Source organism: Chitinophaga tropicalis, assembly GCF_009758205.1.
Lineage (GTDB): Bacteria > Bacteroidota > Bacteroidia > Chitinophagales > Chitinophagaceae > Chitinophaga > Chitinophaga tropicalis.
The window spans coordinates 562,018-585,618 of the sequence record NZ_WRXN01000002.1 but is presented as its reverse complement, the minus strand read 5'-3'; the positions used below and the strand labels follow the sequence as shown (position 1 = coordinate 585,618).

Here is a 23,601-nt window from a genome sequence, read left to right as displayed (position 1 = left end):
TGTCCAGGAAGCTCAGAGGTTAAAAAGTCAAGGTAAAAGCCCGGAATAATATATTTCCGGAAAGAGGTGTCTTCGTCTTCATCTTCCTCAATATCAGCAATTTCACGTTTAGGACTTCCATTTTCTTTGCCGGACTGCACGATCCTTGTTGGAATAGGCTGCCTGATCTGGCAGGTCCGGCTTTGCGATGCTCGGACATCCCAATGGCCATATCCCCTCAGGAGAAGAAAGCACAGTGTAAGAAAAAGTCTGATTAGCCACCTCATCGTCTTGCCTCCAAAATGATATGAAGTCGATAGAACCCCAAATTGTGATTTGTTAGAATATTACGATTTCGGGGGCTAAAATGGTTATTTTTTTGAAAATGATAAATTAAAAGTCGCTTAAAATCAAGAATCCATGGTGAAAGTGTTGTACCAGCTTGACTTTTAGCCGATCCTTCTTCGCATCTCAGAATCTTTCTCCCTCAAAAATTTCCCTCCCCAACAAAAAAAACGGGTTTGGCTTTCGGCCAAACCCGTTTTTTAAGCAGTTTTCTCTCCTACTTCTCTTCAATAGCCACATTAACAACAGACATGGGTGGTAACGATACCTTTATCCCATTACTGGTACTGGCGCCATAAGGATTCAACGCCGTATAATTCTCCGGCCCGCCAGCTATTCCCGTTGGCCCTGAACCATTTACAAACACCTTCCTTGAAAAACCGGTAACACCTTCCCCTCCCGTCAGCACATACCAGTAATAACGGGCCCCCGGATTAAAGTTCTTAAAAGCCACAGTCACATTCTGCGTAATACTGGCCCTGTTCACCAGGGTCAGCCCTACCTCGCCTGAGTTAAAAGTAGAGGCATAAGCATTGATATTGGCATTACTGTCTGATACAGTGGCGTTTATACTCCTGTCTCCCAGGAACTTCCGGAAGAAATACTGGTAATAGAAAGCAGGTCTCGGCGCCCACCTGGCTTCACCGGAAGCACTTTCCCCCTGGCTGAAAAGCCCATGGTCATTACCATTCTCCCACGAATTGGCAAGGTCCCACCTGCTGGCCATACCAAATTTATTCCTGATCAGCTCTCCCCAAACCATTACAGCATGCATCCCCGCCACCTGCGATACCATCTGCTGGGAACCCACAGCAAAGATATTCCACTCCGTCAATGCCACAGGCTTCGCAGTAGCGCCGCTTGCAGAAAATGAGGAACTGAGATGGGAAGATATTGTTTTCGTTACAGTAGCAGCAGAAGCCAGTATTTCCTGCGGATTGGAATTGGTATTGTAAGGTGTAAAATAGCTGTGCACAATATAGAAATCAGTTACTCCGCCAACCTGCTGCAATACACCGCTATTCCATTTTTTATCTGTCTCTGTAGCCCAGGATGCAGGTTCCACCTCCAGCAGCTGTGCGCCTATGTAAATGGTCTTTCCCTTCTCCGCTGCCGCCTTACGCATAGAATCAGCAAATACCTTGTAATGACGGCCATACAGATCCCCGCTTACAAATTCAGACTGACCATCCTTATTCTGGCTCACATCTATCCTGTAGCCCGTCTGCCAGGTACCATTGCTCTCATTCCCTATTTCCCAGTACTTCGTACGGCCATTATCATATCTTACCCAGTCTGCGGCCAGGTGGGCAGCAGCTGCAACCGGATCAGCCGCTGTTCCATACCTGGCATAACCATAATTCACTGTAATAATGCCTTCATTCCCGGTCTGCTGCAACATACTGTAATAGTTATCTACAGACAGTGTCCAGTCGGCAGTATTACCTCCATACCAATATCCTGGATCTACTTTATTCCCGTCAGCATTTACCACCTGCGCAGGAGCATCTGCCGGAGCATTACCTGGCTGCCTGTTCCAGAAATACACGCTGCTGATGTTACCACCAGGGAAACGTATAATGCCGGGATGCAGGTTGGTCAGATGAGTGATCAGCTGCGGCTGATTCACCATCTGGCTCATATACGGATTACTGTTATTACCAAACAGCGCAGGAGAGATCTTCGTTACAATGCTGGACGCATCAACAGTAACAGTGTATTTCGTTGTTGCCGGTGGCGCTGCCTCTGTAAATGAGCTTACCTTAAGTGTCTTCCCTGACCATGGCGACAGAAAGAACCCTATGCTGGCAGCCACCGGTGGGTCCGATGGCACAAAAACAGAACCCGTGGTATCAATGCTGTCAGGCCCTTCATTATATTTCCCGTTACCGTTCTTATTACAGGAAGCCGACAGCAATATCTCCATTGACAATAAAACTAGAATTGTGATTTTCTTCATTCGTCACTTATTTATTATTAGTCGTCAAAACCAGTGCGTTGTATCACGTTACTTTATCTTCACAATCCTGAAGTTATCAAACGCTGCATTGTACACATCAACCGGGTCGTCTTCAGTAATAAAGCGATATCCAAAAGCAACAACACCGTTTGCTTTCAGGAGATTACCCATAGTTGCTGCAGGAGCGCCCGTACCTTCAACATTATCAGCTTTTGTCTTGAAAGCAGACAACGGTATAGTGACAGTTCTCCATTCATCATTTGTATCAAACTTGCCGTCAGCAGCGGTAGCCCATGGCATATACCTGTACGCATATTCTTCTCCGAAACGTATCAGGTCAATACCCGCGGTCCATGGCTCTTTGGTGTTTATCTCAAACTTCAACGCGTAATTAGATGCTTGCTGAGTCATGATATCCGCTGTAAATATAGTGGTCACATCACTGAAGTTGCCGGAACGGTTGCCATTCCACCATCCGCCATCATTAGCGCCTACGCCGCCAAAAACATTCTGCAGATAACCACCTCTTGTACCGGGGAACAGGGTAGCGTCATTTGTCCTGTTGGCTCCCCACCAGCCCCAGTTAAATACCGCTACTTCTCCTGTTTCTCCGTTATCTGTCAGGTTACTGATCACATCGCCGCTCTGATGGTCATTCAACGGTCCGTCAGACATTGCCATTCCATATTTTGCATGAATAACCAACCGGCCGGTATCATCTCCCACGTTCGGCATAATCATGCCTAACCTGGTGCCCGCTTCATTTGCAATGAAATCAGTCACTTCCCTTCCTCCGGGAAACACCACCTTGCTGATCAGCCACAGACTGGAACCATACACTATCAGAGAGTCGCCGGGCAGCGCATTCTCGTTGGATATAGCCGAAATTGACGGCGGAGGAATAGAGATGGTAAAAGTATAAGAAGTCTCCCCATGTTTGGTGACAACACGTATCGTATTGGGCACATCCGGATCTGTCGCTTCTGTAGGCGTATTCTCCGGTATGTTAATGATCAGGTGCGTGTTGGTATTGTACGTAGGATTAAAGTACGCAGCCTGCCCGTTAAAAGAAACAGTTACAGCGCCACCCAGGTTTTGCCCCGTAATCAGTATCAACGTTCCGGGCAACGCTTCAGTGAAACTACTATCCACCTTTGTGGAATCCAGCAGGCTAACGGCCGATATCATAGGCACGCCGCCTCCGCTATCCTCTTTGGAACAGGCAGTGAACAGTGAAAAGGCCAATGGCAGCACGAATAACAGCAGCCATCTTTTATTTAAAATATGTTTAATCATGGCAAGTCGTTTTTAAAGTTTATCTCAGTTGCCCAGCCCCTGGCAGGCAAACTATTATAGCTTCCAATTGATACATTACTGCTTTAATCAAATTTGTAAGCTACCGGAGGCTTTCTTAAATTAGGCGCCGCCGTCAGTTCTGCCGCAGGCAGTGGCAGCAGGAAATTGCTCTCCGTAACAGGATAGTATGCCGGAACATCTGAGGTGACGGTCCAGGAAGTAGCATTAGTCTCAGCATTCGGTACTATCCTGTAAGTGCCTCTGTCCTGTGCATTCAGGATGGCAATAGCCTTTTCAGGATTGTAATAATGCAGCCTGACAAGATCATACCACGCCTGTCCTTCCATAGCTAATTCAAGCCGCCTTTCAGTATAGATATCATCCCAGGTGATCGACGTTTTCTCAGGCACCCCTGCCCTTTTACGTACCTTATTGAAATACAGCAACGCCTGCCCGTCTGATGTTGAAGCGGCATTGCCAAGTACAGCTTCTGCATAAACAAGATAAACATCCGCAAGACGAAGCATATAGGTGTTGTTCTCCGTATGCTGTTGTGTTACCTTGCCATCATTATCTTCCGGCCTGCCAACAACATATTTCTTTACCCATGCTCTTGTATTATACCTTTCAGTACCAACATATCTCCAGGGTACCTGCAATTCCTGTATGATCTTTTTACCGGGGTTATTAGGATCATCAACAGACTGATGTATATAAGAGTAGTGATCGCCAGGATACATGAACGTTCCTTTACGGCGCTTATCCTGCTGAGTATATAATCTCAGCTGATCAAGAGAAGCGCCCAGATCGCCTCCCCAGCCATCTCCGAAACCTGTTATCTCAGAACCAAATGCAAGGAATGCCTGCACACTGTTCTGCGTTCCCCAGTCGCCATCATATTTCCATTGCAATGCAAAAAGGCTTTCAGAGTTGTTATTGTTCTTCGTGAGGAAGAGATCTTCATAATTGTCCATCAACGCAGCGCCACTGTTCACAATCACATCATTGGCATACCAGGCGGCGCTGTCCAGGTCCTGCTGGTTGCGTGTGCCTGAAATGCCCGCACGGGTAAGGAACATCTTCGCCAGCATACCTTCCGCCGCCCATTTGGTCAGCCGGCCTTTCTGCATCGGTGAGGATGGCAAATGCTGCGCAGCAAAACGGATATCCCGGATAATGAACTCCCATACTGATTCAACCGTATTGCGTGAAATAGATGTATCAGTCAGCAATACATTGTTGTCTGCAATGATAGGCACCGGTCCCCAGTTCTGCACCAGGTAAGCATAAGCCACCCCTCTCATAAAACGGCCCTCTGCAATACCTGCCTGCTTCACACTTTCAGACACACTGGAAGCAGTATATTTTGTTACATTATTGATAACCTGGTTAGACTGGGCCACCACGTTAAAGAACGAAGTCCACGAGCTATACACCTCCGGCGTAACATCCGTGGTCTGCATACGTATATTGCTTACCTGGTAAGATCCTGACATCAGCACACCAGCCCTTCCATCTCCTATACCATGAGATGCTTTATCGTTATAGGCAAACCATACTATATTATACAAAGGCGCAGTTCCCGCCAGTATCTGGTCTGTTGTCTTATAAAAATTCGCATCCACAATGCCATCTTCCGGAGGCCTGTTCAGAAAATCCTTGCTGCAGCCTGACATGGCTAAAATGCAGGTGAAAGCGATGATATATATATGATAATTTATCTTTTTCATACTGTTAGTTTAAAAGCTCATTAAAAATCAACCGCTACGCTTGCACTATATAGGCGGGTTAATGGATAACGTCCTGCGTCAACGCCAAACAGCTGACTGTTTAACTGTACCTCCTTGCCCAGGTAAGCACCCACTTCAGGATCATATCCCTTGTATTTCGTAAAAGTGGCCAGGTTCTGTACTCCGGCCGTGAGCCTGATATTTTTAATGATAGACTGCTGCCTGATCAGCGTATGTGGAATGTTATATCCCAGCTGCACATTCTTTATCCTGATATAAGAACCATCTTCAACAAAGAGATTGGTAAAGCGGCTGCCATTACCGTTAACATCAGTACCAACAATCCTAGGCACCGTTGTACCCGGGTTCTGTAAAACAGTTTTTCCTCCTTCTTCTGTAAGACGGGCATAGTTGAATGATTCCTGCAGCAGGTTCCTTCCCAGGTTCACATTACTTGGATTAGTATTGTCATAACGCAGGTAATTGTAGATATCATTACCCTGCGCTCCCGTTAACAGGATGCTGAGATCAAATCCTTTATAAGAGAAGGTATTGGTAAGACCAAAAGTTAACTTAGGCCACGGATTGCCAATAAATGTCTGATCACGTGAATCAATGATATTATCTCCATTCAGATCTTTATATTTTACGTCACCTACCCATACGCCACCGTCTTTAGCCACAGGTAAACGGGTTCCGTCGGCCTGTGCAGGAATGGCGCTGCTGTTAATTTCATCAACAGATTTGAACAACCCCTCAGCAACATAACCGTAAAACTGCCATGGCGCCTGTCCTATCACAGAACGGGAGGTGAAGTTATTCATATACCAGGCAGACCTTGAAAGGAAAGCTGCATCAGAATAGAACTTGGTGATCTTAGTCTTGAAGGAAGAAATATTGAAATTGGTCCTCCAGCTGAAACCACTCTTATTATCTATGTTTACCGTGTTCAACGTAATACCAAAACCCTTGTTCTGCATAGCGCCAATGTTCACTATTGGTGCATTGATAGCGCCTTCACCCTGAGTACCCATATAAGCAGGCAGTGGGTTAGGCATTAACAGGTTGTTCGTCTTCTTGATATAGAAATCACCTTCCAGTTGCACACGGTCTTTCAGTACACTCAGGTTAAAACCAATATTCTTTGTCTCGGTCGATTCCCACTTGAGCCCCGCATTACCATACTGCCCCGTACGGAAACCCGCACCCCACGGCGTTGTAACGGATGTTAATGAAGAATACTGCGCACCGCCGCTACCATTATTACCGGTAGTACCATATTCAGCACGGATCTTCAGCTCATTGATGAAAGGCAGGTCCTTCATGAACTCTTCGCCTGTCAGCCTCCATGCTGCAGAAATAGAAGGAAAATAACCCCACCTGTTCTCAGGTCCGAAGTTGGAAGAACCGTCAGCTCTGCCGGCCAGCTGAAGAATATATCTATTATCATAGGTATAATTTATACGGCCCAGGTAAGATTCCAATGCCCCGGAACTTTTATAACTACCTGTTGTCTGACCCAACGCATCGCCAAGGTTCAGGGAAGGTATCTCATTGCTGGCAAAGCCTGTACGCTGCGCAGAAAAGCCCTGGGAATTCCAGGCCTGCGCCTCATGGCTCAGCATCACCCCAAAACTATGCTTACCGATCTCCTTGTTGTATTGCAACAATTCATTCAGGTTCCAGTAGAAATTCTTCCCTGTCGTAATAGCAAGAGAAGCCTTTTCATTCACAGCATAACCCAGCTGGTAAGTAGGAATGAATTTAGCCCCGTCAGTATACTCAAAATTACCATTGAAGCTGGTGCGGAATGTCAGCCCGGGAATAATACCTACTTCTGCTGATACGCCTCCCAGGCCGCCGGTACGCTTGTAGGTATTGCTCACCAGATTGGCAATGGCCACAGGGTTAAGAGGTGCATATTTTGCATTGGCTCCATACTCGTTCTCTGTAGCGCCACCCCAGGTGCCGTCAGCATTTTTTACCGGAACATTAGGGGCCAGGTTAATGGCATTCCTGATCACATCTTCACTGGTAGAAGCCAGCTTCTCCCTGGTCTGGTAGAAATTCAGGGAGGTGCTCAGCTTTAACCATTTGAAAGCCTGGTTGTCCAGGTTCAGACGGAAAGAGTAACGATTGAAGTCAGACCCAATGGCTACACCATCCTGGGCCAGGTACTCACCTGACATGTAATAAGTGGTATTGCTGGCGCCTCCGCTCAGGTTTACCTGGTGCTTCTGCAAAGGAGCCCTCAGGAACAACGCCTTCTGCCAGTTAGTACCCTGGCCTAATACACCGGGGTTCTGAAATTCCGGTGTAGGGGTACGATTCAGCAGTACCGCTATCTCATTGTTCATCTGCGCATACTGCGCCAGGCTCATTGTGTTGATGGATTCAGGCTTGTCCTGAAGGGTATAGAGATAATTGTAGGACAGCTTTACCTGGCCGGCCTTCCCTCTTTTGGTGGTGACCAGTATAACCCCGTTCGTAGCCCTTGAACCGTATACGGCTGTTGCGGAAGGGCCCTGTAATATTTCAAGAGATTCTATATCGGAAGGATTGATGCCCGCCAGCGCATTCACAGAACTGGTGGCGCCATAAGAAACGGTTGCGGGTTGCATTTGCACACCATCTATTACATACAGCGGCTCATTCGTGCCACTCAGGGTGTTAACCCCACGGATGTTAACAGAAATACCGCCCCCTGGCTGACCGGAGTTCTGTGTCACATAAACACCAGCGGCACGTCCCTGTATGGCCTGGTCCATTGTGGTGTTGATAGTGCGGTTTATGTCAGTGGAAGTAAGAGATACCTGCGCACTGCTCTGATCAGTCTTTTTCATCTTACCATAACCAACTACCACCACATCATTCAGCTTGCGGTAGTCTTCCTGCAAAATAACGTTCACATTCTCTGATGCGCCTACCTTCACTTCTCTGGGCATAAACCCCATAGAGGCAATACGTATCACCTCACCAGGAGCCGCCTGGATCGTGAAATTGCCCCTGTCATCTGTAGTGGTCATTTTTTTTGTCCCTTTGATGCTGATGGATGCTCCCGGAACCGGGCTGCCTGATTCCCCGGCAACGATGCTGCCGGACACTTTCTTTTCCGGGCCGGGTTGGTTCTGTGCATGTACAGGCATAGTGAAAGCCCATAAGAAAATCATTACCCATACCGTCAGGTACGATTTTCCAGTAATACTGGCTCTTTTCATAGCGTGGAGAAATTAAGGTTTAATTAATGTGCGATACTTCTGATTTTGGTCAATAGTTTAAAAGATCAATGCTGGATAAAAGTATTATCCCTTATTCAGAAACAGGGCATCAGAATGTTTATTAAATAGGATAAAATGTTGCAGGAGGGGTATCAAATGTAGCATTGTTCCCGTTTTTTTAATTTATGACCGGCCACAGGCCGGCCACCTGCAAAAAATCGCTACTTACCCCTCATCGTAGCTACATAGGCAGAAGGAAGCATATTATAAGCTATCTTAAAATACTTCGTAAAATATTTGGGATTATTAAAACCCACCTCATACGCCACCTCCGTCACATTCATTTCCGTCTTTGACAGCAACTGCGCGGCCTTTTTAATCCTTACCATCCGTATAAATTCCACAGGCGTCTGCCCCGTCAGGTTGAAAATACGCCGGTAAACAGACACCCGGTTCATAAACAGCTCCCGGCTCAGCTCCTCCACGGAAAAATCTGCATTGGAAAGGTTTCGTTCCACAATAGCAAGGGCCCTTTGCAGGAATTTTTCATTGGGAGAAGGCTCCTGTGCAGATTCCGGCACTGCCGGCAAAGTAACCTGGTGCCTGGCAGGTGCAGGCCTGGTCAGTAGATTACGTACCCTGGACAACATGATCTCAAAGTTGAACGGTTTCACCAGGTAATCAGCTGCACCGGCCTCCAGCCCCCGAAGCTGCTCATGCTCCCCTGCCGAAGCTGTTACCAGCAGTACAGGAATATGCCTGGTACGGCTGTCATTCTTTATTTTACGGCAAAGCTCAATGCCATTCATACCCGGCATATTAATATCACTCATCACCAGGTCAGGATGCCCCGATAAGGTCTTCTGCCAGCCGGTGGCGCCATCTGCAGCTTCCAGTATATTATAGCAGTCCTTCAGGTTTTCCTTCAGGTAAAACCGGAAATCACTGTTATCTTCTATGAGGAGAATAGTTGACCTGCCCGCCTGCATCTCTGTGACGGCTGCTATTGCTTCCATCTCCGGCTCCCGGAGGTCAGTTTCTTCCCCTGCTGCCTGCTCAACCTCCATCCCGGCCTCCGGCCGTTCACATATTTCCAGTGGCAGCCTTACGGTAAAACAGCTTCCCTGGTTAACCTGGCTGTCCACAGTAATAGTGCCGTTGCTCAGCTTCACAAACTCTTTTGTTATTGCCAGCCCAATCCCGCTTCCCCTGCTCATAAACCCTCCCGGCATATCACTATGGAAGAACTGCTCAAATATTTTCTCATGCCTTTCCGGGGGAATGCCAATACCGGTATCCCTTACCTTTATCTCAAGCCATGTCCTTTCGCCTTCCTCAGAGGTAGTAACCTCGACACTCACCGTGCCCCCCTGTGGAGTAAATTTGAAGGCATTGGATAAAAGATTGAATAATATCCGCTCTGTTTTATCGTGGTCAAACCAGGTGTAGATATGTTCAGAATTGCTTTCATAGGAGAATGTTACCTGCTTCCTTTCCGCCAGGTCTGCAAACGAACCGGCTACTTCCTCAATAAATACAGCTATATCTCCCCTGCTTGGGGCCAGCCGTAACTCCTGCATCTCCATTTTCCTGAAGTCCATCAACTGGTTCACCAGTATCAGCAGCCGTTTGGCATTCCGGTAAATCAGCTGGAACTTATTTTTCTCCTTCTGGTCGCCCCCATGCTGCATGATCTCCTCCAACGGCGAAAGTATCAGGGAAACAGGTGTTCTGAACTCATGGCTCAGGTTCGTGAACAGCTTGATCTTCATCATGTCCAGCTCATGCATACGCCGGGCCTCCTGCCTCTCCTGCTCCAGCACAAACCGCTTACGCGCCCGCCTGATCACATTTTCCCTTAACAACAGCAATACCACAACAATTAAGACTACATAAGTGATATAGGCCAGCGGAGTTTTCCAGAAAGGGGGCTTTACCCTGATCTTCAGCGAAATACCTTCCTCATTCCATAAACCGTCATCATTGGCGGCCTTCAGCTGCAGGGTATATGTCCCCGGACCGATATTCGTATAAGTGATACGCTTCGTTGCCCCATCAGCTATCTGCCAGTCAGTATTAAACCCCTCCAGCTTGTAGGCATATTTATTTTTCCTGGCATTAATGAAATTCAGTGCGGCAAAATCAATCGAAAAATCATTCTCATTATGCCTGAGCGCTATTTCCTTTATTTCAGACAATGCTTCCGGCAATAAGACCCGGTTATGCACCTTTGCGTTGACCTCAATATCCCGGTCAAATAACCGTAGACCGGTAAACACAACTGCCGGACGCGTTTTATTCCGCGGAAGAGACGAAGGCGTAAAGATGTTAAACCCATCAGCGCCCCCGAAGATCAGTTCTCCCGTGCTCAGCTTACAGGCTGCATTCACATTAAATGCCTTCCCCTGCAATCCATCTTTGTCATCGTAGTTTCGGCAGCTGATTGTTATTGCCTCAGTCCCTTCATTTACAGTTATTTTACTGAGACCATTGGAAGTGCTGACCCAGATAAAGCCCTCATTATCTTCCAGTATGCTGATAATGTTATTGTCCGGCAAACCGTCTTTTACCGTGAACGACCTGAAAAGCTGTGTCTTCTCATCAAATACATTCAATCCAGCCCTCGTGCCAGCCCACATATGCCCACGCTTGTCGTAGAGCAGTGAGCTGACATTGTCATTGCTAAGCTGGTGAGTGGAATTCAGGTAATGCACAAAAATGCCTTTGGAATTGTCCAGTACATCTATCCCATAAGCGGTAGATATCCAGAGGTTCCCCCTGCTGTCTTCCGCAAAGGCAGTAATAAAATTGGAATGAACAGATGCCGGCAGGTTCACATTGTTATGGTAGAAGATGCCATTCCCGGGGTCAAACCTGTCCAGTCCTCCCCCCAGTGTACCTACCCAGAAGTTATTTCTCTTGTCCTTATATATTTTCCAGACAGATTTATTGGCAAGACTGTTCGGGTCATTGTCTTCATGCCGGTAATGCGTGAAACGCCCGTTGCTGTAATAATCCATCCCGCCAAAATAGTAGCCTATCCACAGGTCATTACGGTCATTTACATACAGGCTTAGTATAACATCCTTACTGATACTGTTATCATCAGACGGGTTATGCTGGAAACGCTTAAATGTCTGGTCGGAACGGTCATAATAAATAAGGCCGCCTCCATTGGTGCCTATCCAGATATTGCCCTTTTTATCCTCTGCAAAACAGTTCACATCATCATAACTGAGACTGTGGCCATCTGAAGGATTATGTTTATACAAGGGGAATTTCAGCAGGTTCTCGGTAAAATAGCTGATCCCTCTCTTGTACGTGCCACACCATACTATACCGAAATCATCCTTGAAAAGCGCATAAATAGCATCTTCTGCCACACTCTTAGGGTCTCCTTCCTTATTCAGCAGAAACCGGGACCTGAAATTATCTTTTTTGTCGATCAGGTTTATACCACCATGGTCTGTCCCTATCCATATTAAATGCTTATCGTCTTCTACAACACTGTTAACGATATCATTATTAAGATATCCCGTCTTGTTCGACAGCTTTTTCAGGGTATCGCCCGATTGACTGAGATATACCGCGCCAAAATCGGTCTCCGGCATGTATACCCACATATCTTCCTGGCTGTCAATGAAAATACGGAGCGACAAAGGACGTTTTGTAATAAACTGGCGGATACTTGTATTACGGTAAACAACCCTGTTCCTGGCAATGTCAAGTTTCTCCACATCCCCGTTCAGGTAAAGAATAACAAGCCTGCCATGCCGGTCTTTTTTAAGATCTGCGATATTCGCACCGGCCCTGCCTGGTATTTTTATTTTTGTAGCTTTTCCGGTACTGTCCATCTTATACAGGCCGGCATCAGTATAGGCTATCCACCATATATTCCCTGTCTGCGTAATACTGCTAATGCCATATTCCGGTAAACCTCTTTTTCTGAGCCATAATGTTGCATCAGAGAACCGTTCCCTGACAGGGTCGTAGATATTGTCCCCATTCCGCGTCCGGATAAATAGCTGGTTGCCCGGCGCAGGATAAATGCCGGAAATATAGTCATCCCTGAGCGCATGTGGATCAGTAATATCGTTTCTGAATATTTTGAAAGAGTATCCGTCATAGCGGTTCAATCCGCTCATCGTGCCAAACCACATAAACCCTTTTGCATCTTTATAAATGCAGTTTACCTGGTTGTTGGATAAACCATCGTTAACGTTTAGGGAAGAAAACTGGTAAGATGGTTGTGCATAGGTATAGCCCACCAGGAGCAGTAATGGTAGCAGCAAGCTTTTCTTTAACATGGAATAATACGTAGAATTAAATAACATTTCCCCGGCCGTTTATGGCTCGTCAATCCCTTCATTGTTCCCACTGTGTTTTGCGATTATCTTCGCGATTTCGTTACGTCCGACTGGACATAATTTATGACAAATATTCGATAGATTCGTAAATAATAATAATTGGTATATTTCCTCAGATTTTGTATATTATGGGGATCGGGGTGTCAATTCATTACCCCCGTACCGCTCCTTTTCTCGCTACAATTATGTTGAATTTTCATTTTCACAAGTATAAATATGGAAAAGAACTGCTGGTAGACTGTTTTAAGCTCTCAGAAATAGCCGGCCGCAGTATATCAATGAAAGAACTGCATGCTACTACCTTCTACGAGATCTTTTTCTTCCTGGAAGGTAATGGTTCAATAATATTCGAAGGCAGCCAGCTCGATTTTGAAAGCCCTGCTGTTCTGTTTTTACCCCCTGCCCGCCCAAGACGATGGAACATGCCTGGCATACCTGATTGCAGCCTGATCATATTTGAGGGAGAATTTATGGAGAGCTTTCTGAAAGATCATCTCTTTCTCCATCGGTTGTACTATTTCGGAAACTTCGACTGCGCACCAGTACTGCCATTACAAAGTAAAGATGTAAGCTATTTCCGGGACCTGTCTGACAGGATAAAGGACGAGATCAGGAATCAGTCCTCCGACAGCCAGCATTTATTAAGAGCCTACCTCTACCAGTTGCTTATTTTACTTAATCGCAATTATGCTGATTACTATCAGTTAAAAGGAAACCTATATCAGAATACCAATATACTGAAGTTTAAAGACCTGCTGAGGAAACACATACGGGAAAAACAAACCGTCAAGGAGTATGCAGAATTACTCGGAATAAACCGCAACCGCTTAAACCAGTTATGCCATGAGTCATTTGGCAAAGACGCTAATATGGTTATACGTAACGAACTCCTGCAATCCTGTAAGAATGAATTGCTGACAGGCAATAAAACTATCGCAGAGATCAGCTACGAACATAACTTTTCCGCCCCCTCCAATTTTGTTCGCTTCTTCAAGTCCCTGACTAAAATCTCACCTGCTGTCTACAGAACAGAGTATATGCAGATTGATAACGACTGATGCACATTGATAACATTGTCCGCCCAGCTTAGGAATACCTTTGTGTCATAATCAATTAAATACAATATTTAAATGAAAAAGATCATGACAGTACTAACGCTCGGACTTGCAATGTCAAACCAGGCTATGTCACAGGAATTGCCTAAGGCATCCGTACAATTGGCAACACAGACGCAGAAGTTGAAAATATACACACTGGTCGCTCCACCTGAAATGTTTGCTAACACAACCCATGTCATTGAGTTGCCGCATGAGTTAATTATTGTTGACGGACAGTTTTTTGCGCCCTACGCGCAGCAGGTGAAAGCCCTGGCAGATAGCCTGAAAAAACCGGTTACAAGATTTTATATATCCCACGGCCACCCTGATCACTATATCGGGTTTGGCGATGCTTTCCCCGACGTACCGGTTTACGCACTCGAAGAAACAAAGAAAGAAATTGAGAAAGAAGGTCCTGAAACCCTGAAAAAAAGACAGGAACAATTCGGAGGCATTATCGCCAGGTCATTGCATATACCCGAACACGTGCAACAACCGGGTAAAGAGATAATAGACGGAGTGACATTTATTTTCGAAAAATCACAGGATAATGAAGCCGCAGTATCATTGGTGATCAAGGTCCCGGAAGCAAAGACCTATATTACCCAGGATATTGTTTACAATAAAGTGCATCTTTTTATATCCGGGAATTCCGACGGCTGGCGTAAAGCATTGAAAAAGGTAGCGGGTGAGCACCAGTATACACTGATACTTCCAGGCCACGGTAACCCTTCCAATCCTTCCGTTATAGAAGAAGATTTGAAGTACCTGGACTTTGTCGACAAAACTTTGGCGGGTTCTAAATCCAAAGAAGAATATAAGTCTAAGATACTGGCAGCCTATCCTGACTACGGAGGTGTACATCTCATAGATATTTACCTGGCTTACTATCTGAAAAAAGATTGGGCGGAGAAATAGAGAAATAAGTTAAATGAGCACAAATCAAGACTTTTAAAAGTCTTGATTTGTGCATTATTGTGGTATACAGCTTACTCTTTAATAATTTTAAAGGATTTTGTCCAGGTCTCGCCGCTAACCTTTACAACATAGGCCTTTGGTTGAAGAGCAGCTCCGAACTCAAGCCTGTTGCCAACCGCCGCAGGTCTTATCGTTTCAACTAATCTGCCTGCTACATCAAAGATCTCCAGAAGTACTATCTTTTCAGAATTGTTAACCTTGATATTGAATGTTGTTGAAGATGGATTGGGATATAACGTAACCTGCGCCCCGGCTTCATCAGGCGAATTGATACTGCTGTTTTTTGATTCAACGGTCTGCATGGTCCGTGCACCTGCCAGCGTACTGATACTCCATTGCTGATTAAAGCTGCTGCTCGTATTCCACTGGCCCAGATCTGAGCCATTAGCTGTCTGGCCCAACCCGTCAAGATATAACCCGGTAGCTCTGTTCTTAAACTTGACATAACTACCTGTTGTTTCTCTCGTCCATTGCTGGTTATTACTCGTGCTGCCGGCCCATTGCCCTGCAACTGAATTATTGGAAGCTCTGCCCATGCCATCAAGATACAAGCCAGTGGCCCTGTTTTTTAACTTTACATAACTGCCGGCAGTTTCTATGACCCATTGTTGATTATTGCTTCCGCTATTACTCCATTGTGAACAGTTGCAACCATTAGCCGTCCGGCCCATACCATCAATTAACAGCCCGGTAGCGCGATTTGTCAAAGTAACATAAGTGGTCCCTGAGCCGCCGCTTCCCTGCATAATTGCGTTTACAACGCCCTGGTCGGTTATTGCTCCTGTATTGCGGTTAAATATCGCAAAATCACTGGCCCCATTGTCCCAGTAAACAGGAATAATTCCTTTGGCAATAGCAGAGCCTGTAACATATCTGTTGAAATATTCCCTTGAAGCCTGGTGAAGTGACGGATCTGAAGGATTGGTACGTTTTATTGTACCAAATTCACCCATCAACACCGGGATACCATTGTTTGTATACTTTGATTTCATTAATCCTAACGCCCGTTCCACTTCGCTTTCCTCTCCCCACGTAGCATTACGGGATGTTTCTGTTGCAGAGTGATAACCATTCCCCCAATAATAGAACATACTGCCCCAGGAGGCATCCTCTGTCAAACCACAGAATTGCCAGGGTGTATAATAATGCACTTCAACCATCAGTCGGTTTGCAATTGGGTCTGTAGGCAACGTGTTCATCAGGGTATTCGTATTATCTATATTCGTTCCGGGACCCTGGATAATAAGAGTACGGGAACTATTATTTCCTCCCGTAGCTCGAACCGCATTTACAAAGGTCTGATGGTAGGATAACAACACAGACATTCCCGTTGCATCACTGACACTGGGTTCATTGGCACTGGCAAAAAGCAGATGCTCATTGTAATTTTTAAAATAATTTGCGATCTGGGTCCAGTAATTCTGCTGTTTTGCATTTACAGCGCTCTGCGCGCTTGTAGTACAGTTGTTTTCCAGCCAGCCGCCATCCCAGTGAATATTAATAATAGCATACATGTTGTTATTAATACAATAATCCACTACCGTCTTCACACGGGCAAGCCAGGCAGCATCTATAACACCGTTAGTGGTATGACAGTCCCAGGCGCAGGGAATACGTACAGTATTAAATCCCGCAGCTTTAACAGCATTGATAAGAGCCTGGCTGGTATTGGGGTTCCCCCAGGCATTCTCTCCACAGATCGCTTCCAGCGTATTGCCAAGGTTCCAGCCAACCTTCATCTGGCTTGCAACCTGCTGCGCTGTCGGTAACTGTGCCCGTGTTAACATTGGCATTAAAATACCTGATGTGATTAACAGGATTATAAATCCGGATTTAGCATGTGCTAACAAACGTAAAAGGTATTTCATAGCATAAATCATTTTTTTTGGGTGATTAAAAAACCTTAACTAAATTCAGAAAATAGACATCGTTCTCCCGGAGCTCCACTTCCTTCAAAAAAGGAACTCCCTTTTTTACCGTTATGATCTCTTTTGAAATCGGTGAACCGTCGTTCTGTTTCTTTATCTGCTCTACCTGTTGTTTTGTAAGCTGTGATGGTTTGCCCATCAGAAGATAGGTTGAATAGGCATCATTACTGTGATAACCTGTTTTATAAATTTCAAGGGCATAGTTGCCGTCCGGCATATTTGCAATATTGATCTTTAACTTCCCCTTAGACTTTGAAGGAAGATCGCGGATATAATATTCCTGGTTATGTACTGAATCCCCGGGATGGGTATTTGTAAAGTCCCAGGCCAATACCTGTACATTTCCTGCAGAATCTCTGCAAACCCATGAAGCGGCATCTTTATTTTCCAGTTCAATATCTCCCAGGTGGTTCATGAATTGGTAAGAGTAAAATACAGGCTTATTAATCCCTTGTGTGTTGAGCATTCCAAAACCACCGTGAAACGGTGTGAATCTTGGGCCTGCCTCTTCGAAAATATCTGTAAATACCCAGTATGACATGGAATTGGCGGCATTGCCCACCTGCTTCAGCTTTTGCAGCACGTATGCTGCTTCATGATAGCTGTCATGGATAGGATCTGCAGGGGTATAGGAAGCGCTCCATTCAGTGTAATGCAATTCCAGGCCAGGCATGGAAGAACCGGCAATTTCCTTTCTTGACTGAAGTACCTCACCGCTTACACTCATAGGGTTCTTATCAAGCACAGTACCGGAGTTCCCGAATTCATCAAGATATCCCTGCTTTACGCCATAAGCATGCGTACTGATGAAATCTATTGGTACATTATTCTTCTGGCAATACGCTATCATTTCAGGTTCCCATGCAGCTCCTGCTGTTCCGGGGCCTCCTGCACGATAGGCAGGATTAACACTTTTAATAGCTTTGACACTGTAAGAGTACAGCTTAAAATATTCTTCCTGGCTACCTGCCCAGAACCCATCTAAATTTGGCTCATTCCAGACTTCAAAATACCAGCTCTTCACCTCTTCAGCACCGTAACGTTCTGTAAAATGTTGCACCAGGTTGCGTACCAGCCCAGCCCATTTATTGTAGTCTTTCGGCGGCGTCACATTCCCCCTCCACCAGAAAATGGTTTTGTTACCACTTGCCAGCGCAGGAGGCATAAAACCCAGTTCAACAAAAGGCTTTATACCTATACTGTGTAGAAAGTCAAACAAAACATCTACATACATGTAGTTGTATTCAGGATGCCCGTCCTTATCTTCTTTATAAACAGCCATGTCCTCGTTAAACAACCCATGCATGCGTATGTATTTGAAGCCACACTCCTTTTTTACATAAGCAAGCTGCTGCTGCCAGTCGGCCCTTAATCCCTCGTTTGCCCTGCCGGCGCCAACACATTCATTAAACATAGTGTTGAGTTTTCCCGATGTATTGTTAAAATCAACACTTATTATCCGCTCGGAAGATTGTTTGCTACGATCGGCATTTTGACCTTTAACTCCTGTGCAAACACATGCAAACAGGATTACTGCTAATAATAGATCCTTTTTCATCTCTGATTAAATTGTTTTTTTTCCTGGCTGTTATTCATTCCATACAGTTACTCCGGCAGGCTTCAATAACCTTTCCCCTACCAGTATTTTCGCCGTCGCAGGAATATTTATTGTATAATCGTTAGAAGAGTAGTTGACCGCAACATAGAACCCATCCCGCCAATAGACATATACGCCCTTCGGATAATTTTCAGTCGTTGCCCCGCATTCAATATAGCTTTCGCGTAACAGGTCCTTTTCCAGGACAGATTCATCGGTGTCTGCTCCAATGTATGTCACAGAACCTTTACCAATTTTTCGTTTTACTACTGCTGCGCTGCCTTTATAGAATTGGTCCTCAAATGTTGCAAGTACTTCAGTATTCTTATCAGGTATAAGGAGGTCTGCCCAGTTGTTCCAGCTGTAATGGACTGACCTCATTAGAATATTCCCTTTGGCATTACCGGAAAGCATATCAGTTGCTTTTACATGAGCGCCTGTAAGACCGGAAATAGGCGCCGCTGTTTCTCCTTCCCAGAAATGCCCCATGCGGTCTTTGGTAGCCGTCCGGCAGGTAATGATCAAACGCCCGCCACCGGCAACATAGTCATTCCACCTTTGTACTAAAGCAGGATCTGCCATTTCATATGCAGGAACAATAACAAGCTTGTATTTCGAAAAGTCAGCCTGCTCAGAAATGATATCAACAGGAGCGCCTAATGATTTTGCTATTTCCAGGAATTTGATAGGATAGTTCCACGCATCCCATTGCCAGGTCTGTTTCTGCCTGTCAATAGTCCAGTAGTTTTCAAGATTCCAGAGAATGGCTGTAGACCGTGCTGCCAGCTTTGCCGGCATCTTCGCATCCGGGTTGTATTGCCTGCGCAGCTGCTTTATTTCCTGCATGAACTGCACATATTCCTCTCCACCGGGAGAAGGAGTTACCCCATCCGTCTTCATTATACCGGCATGGTACTGCTCAGCGCTGTAGTTTATCTGACGGAAGCGATAAGAGCAGACAAGCTTCCCCCCTGCTGCAAAAGTGTGGTACAGCCACATACGCACTGTGCCTGGCAAAAGCAGCGGATTATAACTGCCCCAGTTTACAGGGCCAGGCTGAATCTCCATACCACCAGATACACCACCAACCTGTTTATAATATTCAGCTGCAAAAAGAATCAATCTGCTATTGCCCAGCCTGAAGCCAAGCTCGCCGATATTATCACTGCCTCCATTAGGATAGGCTGTATACGTCGCAAAATCAAGTTTCTTTGTCCGTCTTGGGTCAGCGCCTGGAGAAACTGCTGTATAATTGGTAGTAATGTATTGATCTTTTGAAACGTAATTACGTAATATGTCTGCCTGGAAATCCAGGAATTCAGCCTGTGCGTCAGCTGAATACCTCTTGAAATCAAGCAAAGCATGAGGGTTATTTCCCCACCAGCCTACCAGGACCGTATTCGGAATAATGATCTGATCAAAATTATTATACCACTGGCTCCAGAAAGCCGTTCCCCACATCGCATTTAACGCATCGATAGTTTTATATTTGTTCTTTAACCATTGCCTGAATGCCTCCTGCGAAGAGGGACTGTAATCCGGCTTTGCATCAGGTTCATTATCAAGTTGCCATCCTGTTACATTACTGTTCTGGCCATAACGCCTGGCCATTTCCGTTATAATCCTTTTTACAAATTCCCGGTACCTGGCAGTAACAACAGAACCTAACCCGCGTGTGCCATGCTCCCCGCGTATATAATGGCCATCCATAATAAAAGTTTCAGGATAGGTAGCACGCATCCACGCAGGAGTAGTGGCAGAAGGGGTACACATAAGCACCTTTAAATGGTATTTCGCACAGAGATTTACCACTTTATCAAGCCAGGCAAAGTCAAACTTTCCTTCCTCCGGTTCCATTTTAAACCAGGCAAACTCTGCCAGGTGTACGAACTCGTACCCCATATCGGCTATTTTCTTAATATCACGCTCCCATTGGTTTTCGTTCCAGTGCTCAGGATAATAATAAATGCCGGGAGTTATCAGCTCTTTTTGAGGGAAGAAATGGCTGACCTCCTGCGACTTTCCATTCAATGCAAAAAACTCAATAACAATAATTAAAAACGCTGCATATTTCTTCATCTGTATTTTTTTGATATCTAACCTGTAACGCTGCCTGATGAAGGCTCGCACTAAAAAGGGATGCTCTGTCAATAAGTCATTAATTGAAAATGAAAGAGAAAGACTGTGCAACAGTCGTGGAATTTTCATACTAAAAGCTGTTCAGTGGAATCAATAACTGTTGTAAAGTTATTGTTGCAGGGCTTAAAACGAGGGCTATAAATGTTACAAACTAGGGTAGGATTTGTTACAATTGGAAGTTTTCATTTTGTTTTTTGGGACGATAGCTCCTCTATATCATAAAAGATATGCTCCCGCTTAAAAAAGAGGGAGCATATGTCCGGATAGAGGTATTAAATGTTATAAGCCTTATGCTGGTAAAATTTTCAGACATAACGCATCCTTATTAGGCAAATTTTCCGGCAGTTGAACTATCAACCCTCCATTTCCTCTTTCAACCTTTACCTCCCCATGGCCCAGTAATTCAACCCGCCCTATTGCCGCAGTATAATGAGCATTACCAACTGCGAGAGATTTGATATTGACTTTCCCGTCGCCAGGTGTCCCAAGTACTATCGCATACAGGCTGTCTCCTTTGGTCGTAAACCGGATGTCCTCCGGCCCGAAGGGCTTCCCTTTCCCCTCATTGAAACCCTGGGCGCTAAGCGGAGCTGCAGCCTCCATGGCAGGGCCTTCACCATATACCTTCCAGGGGCGGGTACCAAATATAGCTTCACTGTTCTGCTGCATCCAGGTTGCGATGCCTTCCACCACCGCCAGTTCGGCAGAATCAATAGTACCGTCGCCACGTACAGGAACACTAAGCAGAAGGTTCCCATTCTTGCTCACAACATCTGCCAGGGTATGAATCACAGTTCTGGCAGATTTATACCCTCTATTATCATACACCCTGCGGTCATAATGCCAGCTGCCAATGCAGGTATCTGTCTGCCACACAAAAGGTTCAATATTGTTACTCTGCCCTCTTTCAATATCCCAGACCATACATTTCCGCTGTTCTTCATTCAGTATTTTTCCGTTAAGCACAGCTTGCAGCTTACCATGCTTTTTGATACTGCTATTATAAAAATGGGCCGCTATACGTAATCCCGCATCACTTACCGGCCACAAAGGCAATACAGTATCATCGAAATATATCAGGTCCGGCTCATAACGGTTGATAAGGTCAACAGTACGGTTAAAGAATTTTTCACAGTAACTCTTACTGGGCACACTTGCCCCGGCTCCCCACTCCCATTGCTTATGTATACTGCCACTATTCTCTGCTTTTTCACTTAACGGATGGTTTTGCTCATACAGGTCCCCGGCATCATATCCATTCCACCATTTATTCTTCCCTTCCTCTTTTCTGATCTTCCCATCATAAGGAACACCCGCAAGAGGCCCATTTTTATCAGCCATTTGGGAAGGCTCATACCAGCTCCAGGCATGCGCGGCATGCACACTCACCCCAAAGAACAACCCCTGCTTCCTGGCTGCTTTTGCCCAGCCGCCGATCAGGTCCTTTTTCGGGCCCATATTTACGGAATTCCATGGCTGGTATTTGCTTTTATAATTGTCGAAATTGTCATGATGATTGGCCAATGCCACAAAATATTGGGCACCTGCTTTTTTATACAATGAAAGCAGCTGATCAGGGTCCCACTTCTCCGCTTTCCATTCGTTTATTACATCCTTAAAACCAAACTTTGAAGGATGCCCATATTTCTGAACATGATACTTATAAGCGTCGCTTCCCTCCTGGTACATACCCCTGGCATACCAGTCTCCGTGCTCAGGCTGGCATTGAGGCCCCCAGTGCGCCCATATACCGAATTTGGCATCCCGGAACCAGTCAGGTACCTGGTATTGCTTTAACGATTCCCATGACGGTTGAAATGGCCCTTTGGCTATCTGCTCTCCGAGCGGTAAGCTTTCTACAAAGGAAGCCGCATTAGCATAACGGGCAGTCCATAACGCGGGTATCACTCCTGCTAATCTCCTGATTACAGCACGACGTTTCATCAAATGGTTTTTATGTAAATGATAATTTAATTGTTTCCCATAACCTTTCAAAAATACCCATAGTATCTTTTTAATATTTTACCCATATCGATTAAAAAGTAGCACTTTATCGATATTTAATCTCTACATTTATTGCAATTCCCTTGTATATGAGCAAAGAACGGATATATCCGGATTTCATTTTATTGAACGTTGGGCATGCCGTCCACAACGCGGACTGGAACTGGAAGAACATATGCAGCCCTTTTGCCAGGATACACCTGGTAGAAGACGGGACAGCCAGGATAATACGGGAAGACAAAACGTACAAACTGAAAAAAGATCATCTGTACCTCACCCCTTCTTACATCAATCATGGATATGAATGTGAAGGCCCCCTGTCCTTGTACTATATCCACATTTATGAAGAAATAGGTACCCGGCCCGGTATTTTCGACCTGGTAGACTTCCCTGTGGAAATCGAAGCAGACCCGCTCATCATTCAACTGATAAAACGCCTTGCCATTATCAACCCGGACCGGGAATTACAGTACTACGATCCCGGTGCTTACGATAATTCCCCCACGCTTATTAAAAACATAGCTCTTCACAAGACCATGCCCCTGGCTTTTGAAATGGAAGCCCAGGGTATCATTAAACAGGTCTTTTCACGTTTTCTGGCCCAGGCATCCGATAAGAACCTCGATATCGATGAACGGATACTGAGATCTCTGCATTACATTCATACCAACATAGATAAACTCATTAATGTAGAAGACCTGACCGCCAAAAGCTTTCTCACAAAGGATCACTTTATCCGCCTGTTTAAAAAGAATATGGGATGTACACCCGGAAAGTACATAAACCAGAAGAAGATCGAAAAGGCGCAGCAGATAATAATGACAAGAGACCTGTCCATCAGGGACCTGGCCTATAGCCTGGGGTTTGAGAATATTTCCTACTTCAACCGCCTCTTCAAAAAGATAACAGGAATGAGCCCCGGAAGTTATAAAAAACAGATCTCATTGCTACTTTCTGCCTGAC

Annotated in this window: 12 protein-coding genes; 3 read left to right on the top strand and 9 right to left on the bottom strand. The window is 45.4% G+C overall.

Features of this window, described 5'->3' with window-relative positions; genetic code table 11:
- Positions 1–541: 541 nt before the first annotated feature.
- The 5 genes from GO493_RS07955 to GO493_RS07935 all read right to left on the bottom strand — a co-directional run bounded on the left by GO493_RS07955 (position 542) and on the right by GO493_RS07935 (position 12,835).
- Positions 542–2,284 (bottom strand): alpha-L-arabinofuranosidase, encoded by a 1,743-nt coding sequence (locus GO493_RS07955; protein WP_157305601.1) that lies wholly within the window; start codon positions 2,282–2,284, stop codon positions 542–544.
- A 48-nt stretch (positions 2,285–2,332) separates the two neighbouring features.
- Positions 2,333–3,580, bottom strand: coding sequence for a glycan-binding surface protein (locus GO493_RS07950; RefSeq protein WP_157305600.1), 1,248 nt, complete (start codon positions 3,578–3,580; stop codon positions 2,333–2,335).
- A gap of 83 nt (positions 3,581–3,663) precedes the next feature.
- Positions 3,664–5,310 (bottom strand): RagB/SusD family nutrient uptake outer membrane protein, encoded by a 1,647-nt coding sequence (locus tag GO493_RS07945; RefSeq protein ID WP_157305599.1) that lies wholly within the window; start codon positions 5,308–5,310, stop codon positions 3,664–3,666.
- A 20-nt stretch (positions 5,311–5,330) separates the two neighbouring features.
- A complete protein-coding gene (locus GO493_RS07940; RefSeq protein WP_157305598.1) occupies positions 5,331–8,528 on the bottom strand; it encodes a SusC/RagA family TonB-linked outer membrane protein in 3,198 nt (1,065 codons plus the stop codon).
- Positions 8,529–8,749: 221 nt separating this feature from the next.
- On the bottom strand, positions 8,750–12,835 hold the full coding sequence (locus tag GO493_RS07935; RefSeq protein WP_157305597.1) for a hybrid sensor histidine kinase/response regulator transcription factor: 4,086 nt from the start codon (positions 12,833–12,835) through the stop codon (positions 8,750–8,752).
- A gap of 245 nt (positions 12,836–13,080) precedes the next feature.
- On the opposite strand from GO493_RS07935, the gene GO493_RS07930 reads away from it, so the two are divergent.
- Together GO493_RS07930 and GO493_RS07925 are read left to right on the top strand one after the other, a co-directional pair.
- Entirely contained in the window at positions 13,081–13,953 is an 873-nt protein-coding gene (locus tag GO493_RS07930) for a helix-turn-helix domain-containing protein (protein WP_157305596.1), read from the top strand.
- Between the two features lie 84 nt (positions 13,954–14,037).
- The gene (locus tag GO493_RS07925) at positions 14,038–14,910 is read left to right on the top strand and encodes an MBL fold metallo-hydrolase (RefSeq protein WP_157305595.1); all 873 of its coding nucleotides are present in this window, start codon (positions 14,038–14,040) and stop codon (positions 14,908–14,910) included.
- A 71-nt stretch (positions 14,911–14,981) separates the two neighbouring features.
- On the opposite strand, the gene GO493_RS07920 is transcribed toward GO493_RS07925, so the two are convergent.
- From GO493_RS07920 to GO493_RS07905, 4 genes are all read right to left on the bottom strand, one after another.
- Entirely contained in the window at positions 14,982–16,757 is a 1,776-nt protein-coding gene (locus tag GO493_RS07920; protein ID WP_157305594.1) for a cellulase family glycosylhydrolase, read from the bottom strand.
- A 106-nt stretch (positions 16,758–16,863) separates the two neighbouring features.
- On the bottom strand, positions 16,864–18,456 hold the full coding sequence (locus tag GO493_RS07915; protein ID WP_157305593.1) for a GH39 family glycosyl hydrolase: 1,593 nt from the start codon (positions 18,454–18,456) through the stop codon (positions 16,864–16,866).
- A 30-nt stretch (positions 18,457–18,486) separates the two neighbouring features.
- Complete coding sequence (locus GO493_RS07910; RefSeq protein WP_157305592.1) at positions 18,487–20,574, bottom strand: beta-galactosidase; 2,088 nt, start codon at positions 20,572–20,574, stop codon at positions 18,487–18,489.
- A gap of 348 nt (positions 20,575–20,922) precedes the next feature.
- On the bottom strand, positions 20,923–22,578 hold the full coding sequence (locus tag GO493_RS07905) for an alpha-L-fucosidase (RefSeq protein WP_157305591.1): 1,656 nt from the start codon (positions 22,576–22,578) through the stop codon (positions 20,923–20,925).
- 149 nt (positions 22,579–22,727) lie between these two features.
- On the opposite strand from GO493_RS07905, the gene GO493_RS07900 reads away from it, so the two are divergent.
- The gene (locus GO493_RS07900) at positions 22,728–23,600 is read left to right on the top strand and encodes a helix-turn-helix domain-containing protein (protein ID WP_157305590.1); all 873 of its coding nucleotides are present in this window, start codon (positions 22,728–22,730) and stop codon (positions 23,598–23,600) included.
- The last annotated feature ends 1 nt before the right edge of the window (position 23,601 follow it).

Excerpts from the sequence above, each read along its gene's own strand:
- GO493_RS07955 (WP_157305601.1), bottom strand. The coding sequence starts at position 2,284 with ATGAAGAAAATCACAATTCTAGTTTTATTGTCAATGGAGATATTGCTG.
- GO493_RS07950 (WP_157305600.1), bottom strand. The coding sequence starts at position 3,580 with ATGATTAAACATATTTTAAATAAAAGATGGCTGCTGTTATTCGTGCTG.
- GO493_RS07945 (WP_157305599.1), bottom strand. The coding sequence starts at position 5,310 with ATGAAAAAGATAAATTATCATATATATATCATCGCTTTCACCTGCATT.
- GO493_RS07940 (WP_157305598.1), bottom strand. The coding sequence starts at position 8,528 with ATGAAAAGAGCCAGTATTACTGGAAAATCGTACCTGACGGTATGGGTA.
- GO493_RS07935 (WP_157305597.1), bottom strand. The coding sequence starts at position 12,835 with ATGTTAAAGAAAAGCTTGCTGCTACCATTACTGCTCCTGGTGGGCTAT.
- GO493_RS07930 (WP_157305596.1), top strand. The coding sequence starts at position 13,081 with ATGTTGAATTTTCATTTTCACAAGTATAAATATGGAAAAGAACTGCTG.
- GO493_RS07925 (WP_157305595.1), top strand. The coding sequence starts at position 14,038 with ATGACAGTACTAACGCTCGGACTTGCAATGTCAAACCAGGCTATGTCA.
- GO493_RS07920 (WP_157305594.1), bottom strand. The coding sequence starts at position 16,757 with ATGTTAACACGGGCACAGTTACCGACAGCGCAGCAGGTTGCAAGCCAG.
- GO493_RS07915 (WP_157305593.1), bottom strand. The coding sequence starts at position 18,456 with ATGAAAAAGGATCTATTATTAGCAGTAATCCTGTTTGCATGTGTTTGC.
- GO493_RS07910 (WP_157305592.1), bottom strand. The coding sequence starts at position 20,574 with ATGAAGAAATATGCAGCGTTTTTAATTATTGTTATTGAGTTTTTTGCA.
- GO493_RS07905 (WP_157305591.1), bottom strand. The coding sequence starts at position 22,578 with ATGAAACGTCGTGCTGTAATCAGGAGATTAGCAGGAGTGATACCCGCG.
- GO493_RS07900 (WP_157305590.1), top strand. The coding sequence starts at position 22,728 with ATGAGCAAAGAACGGATATATCCGGATTTCATTTTATTGAACGTTGGG.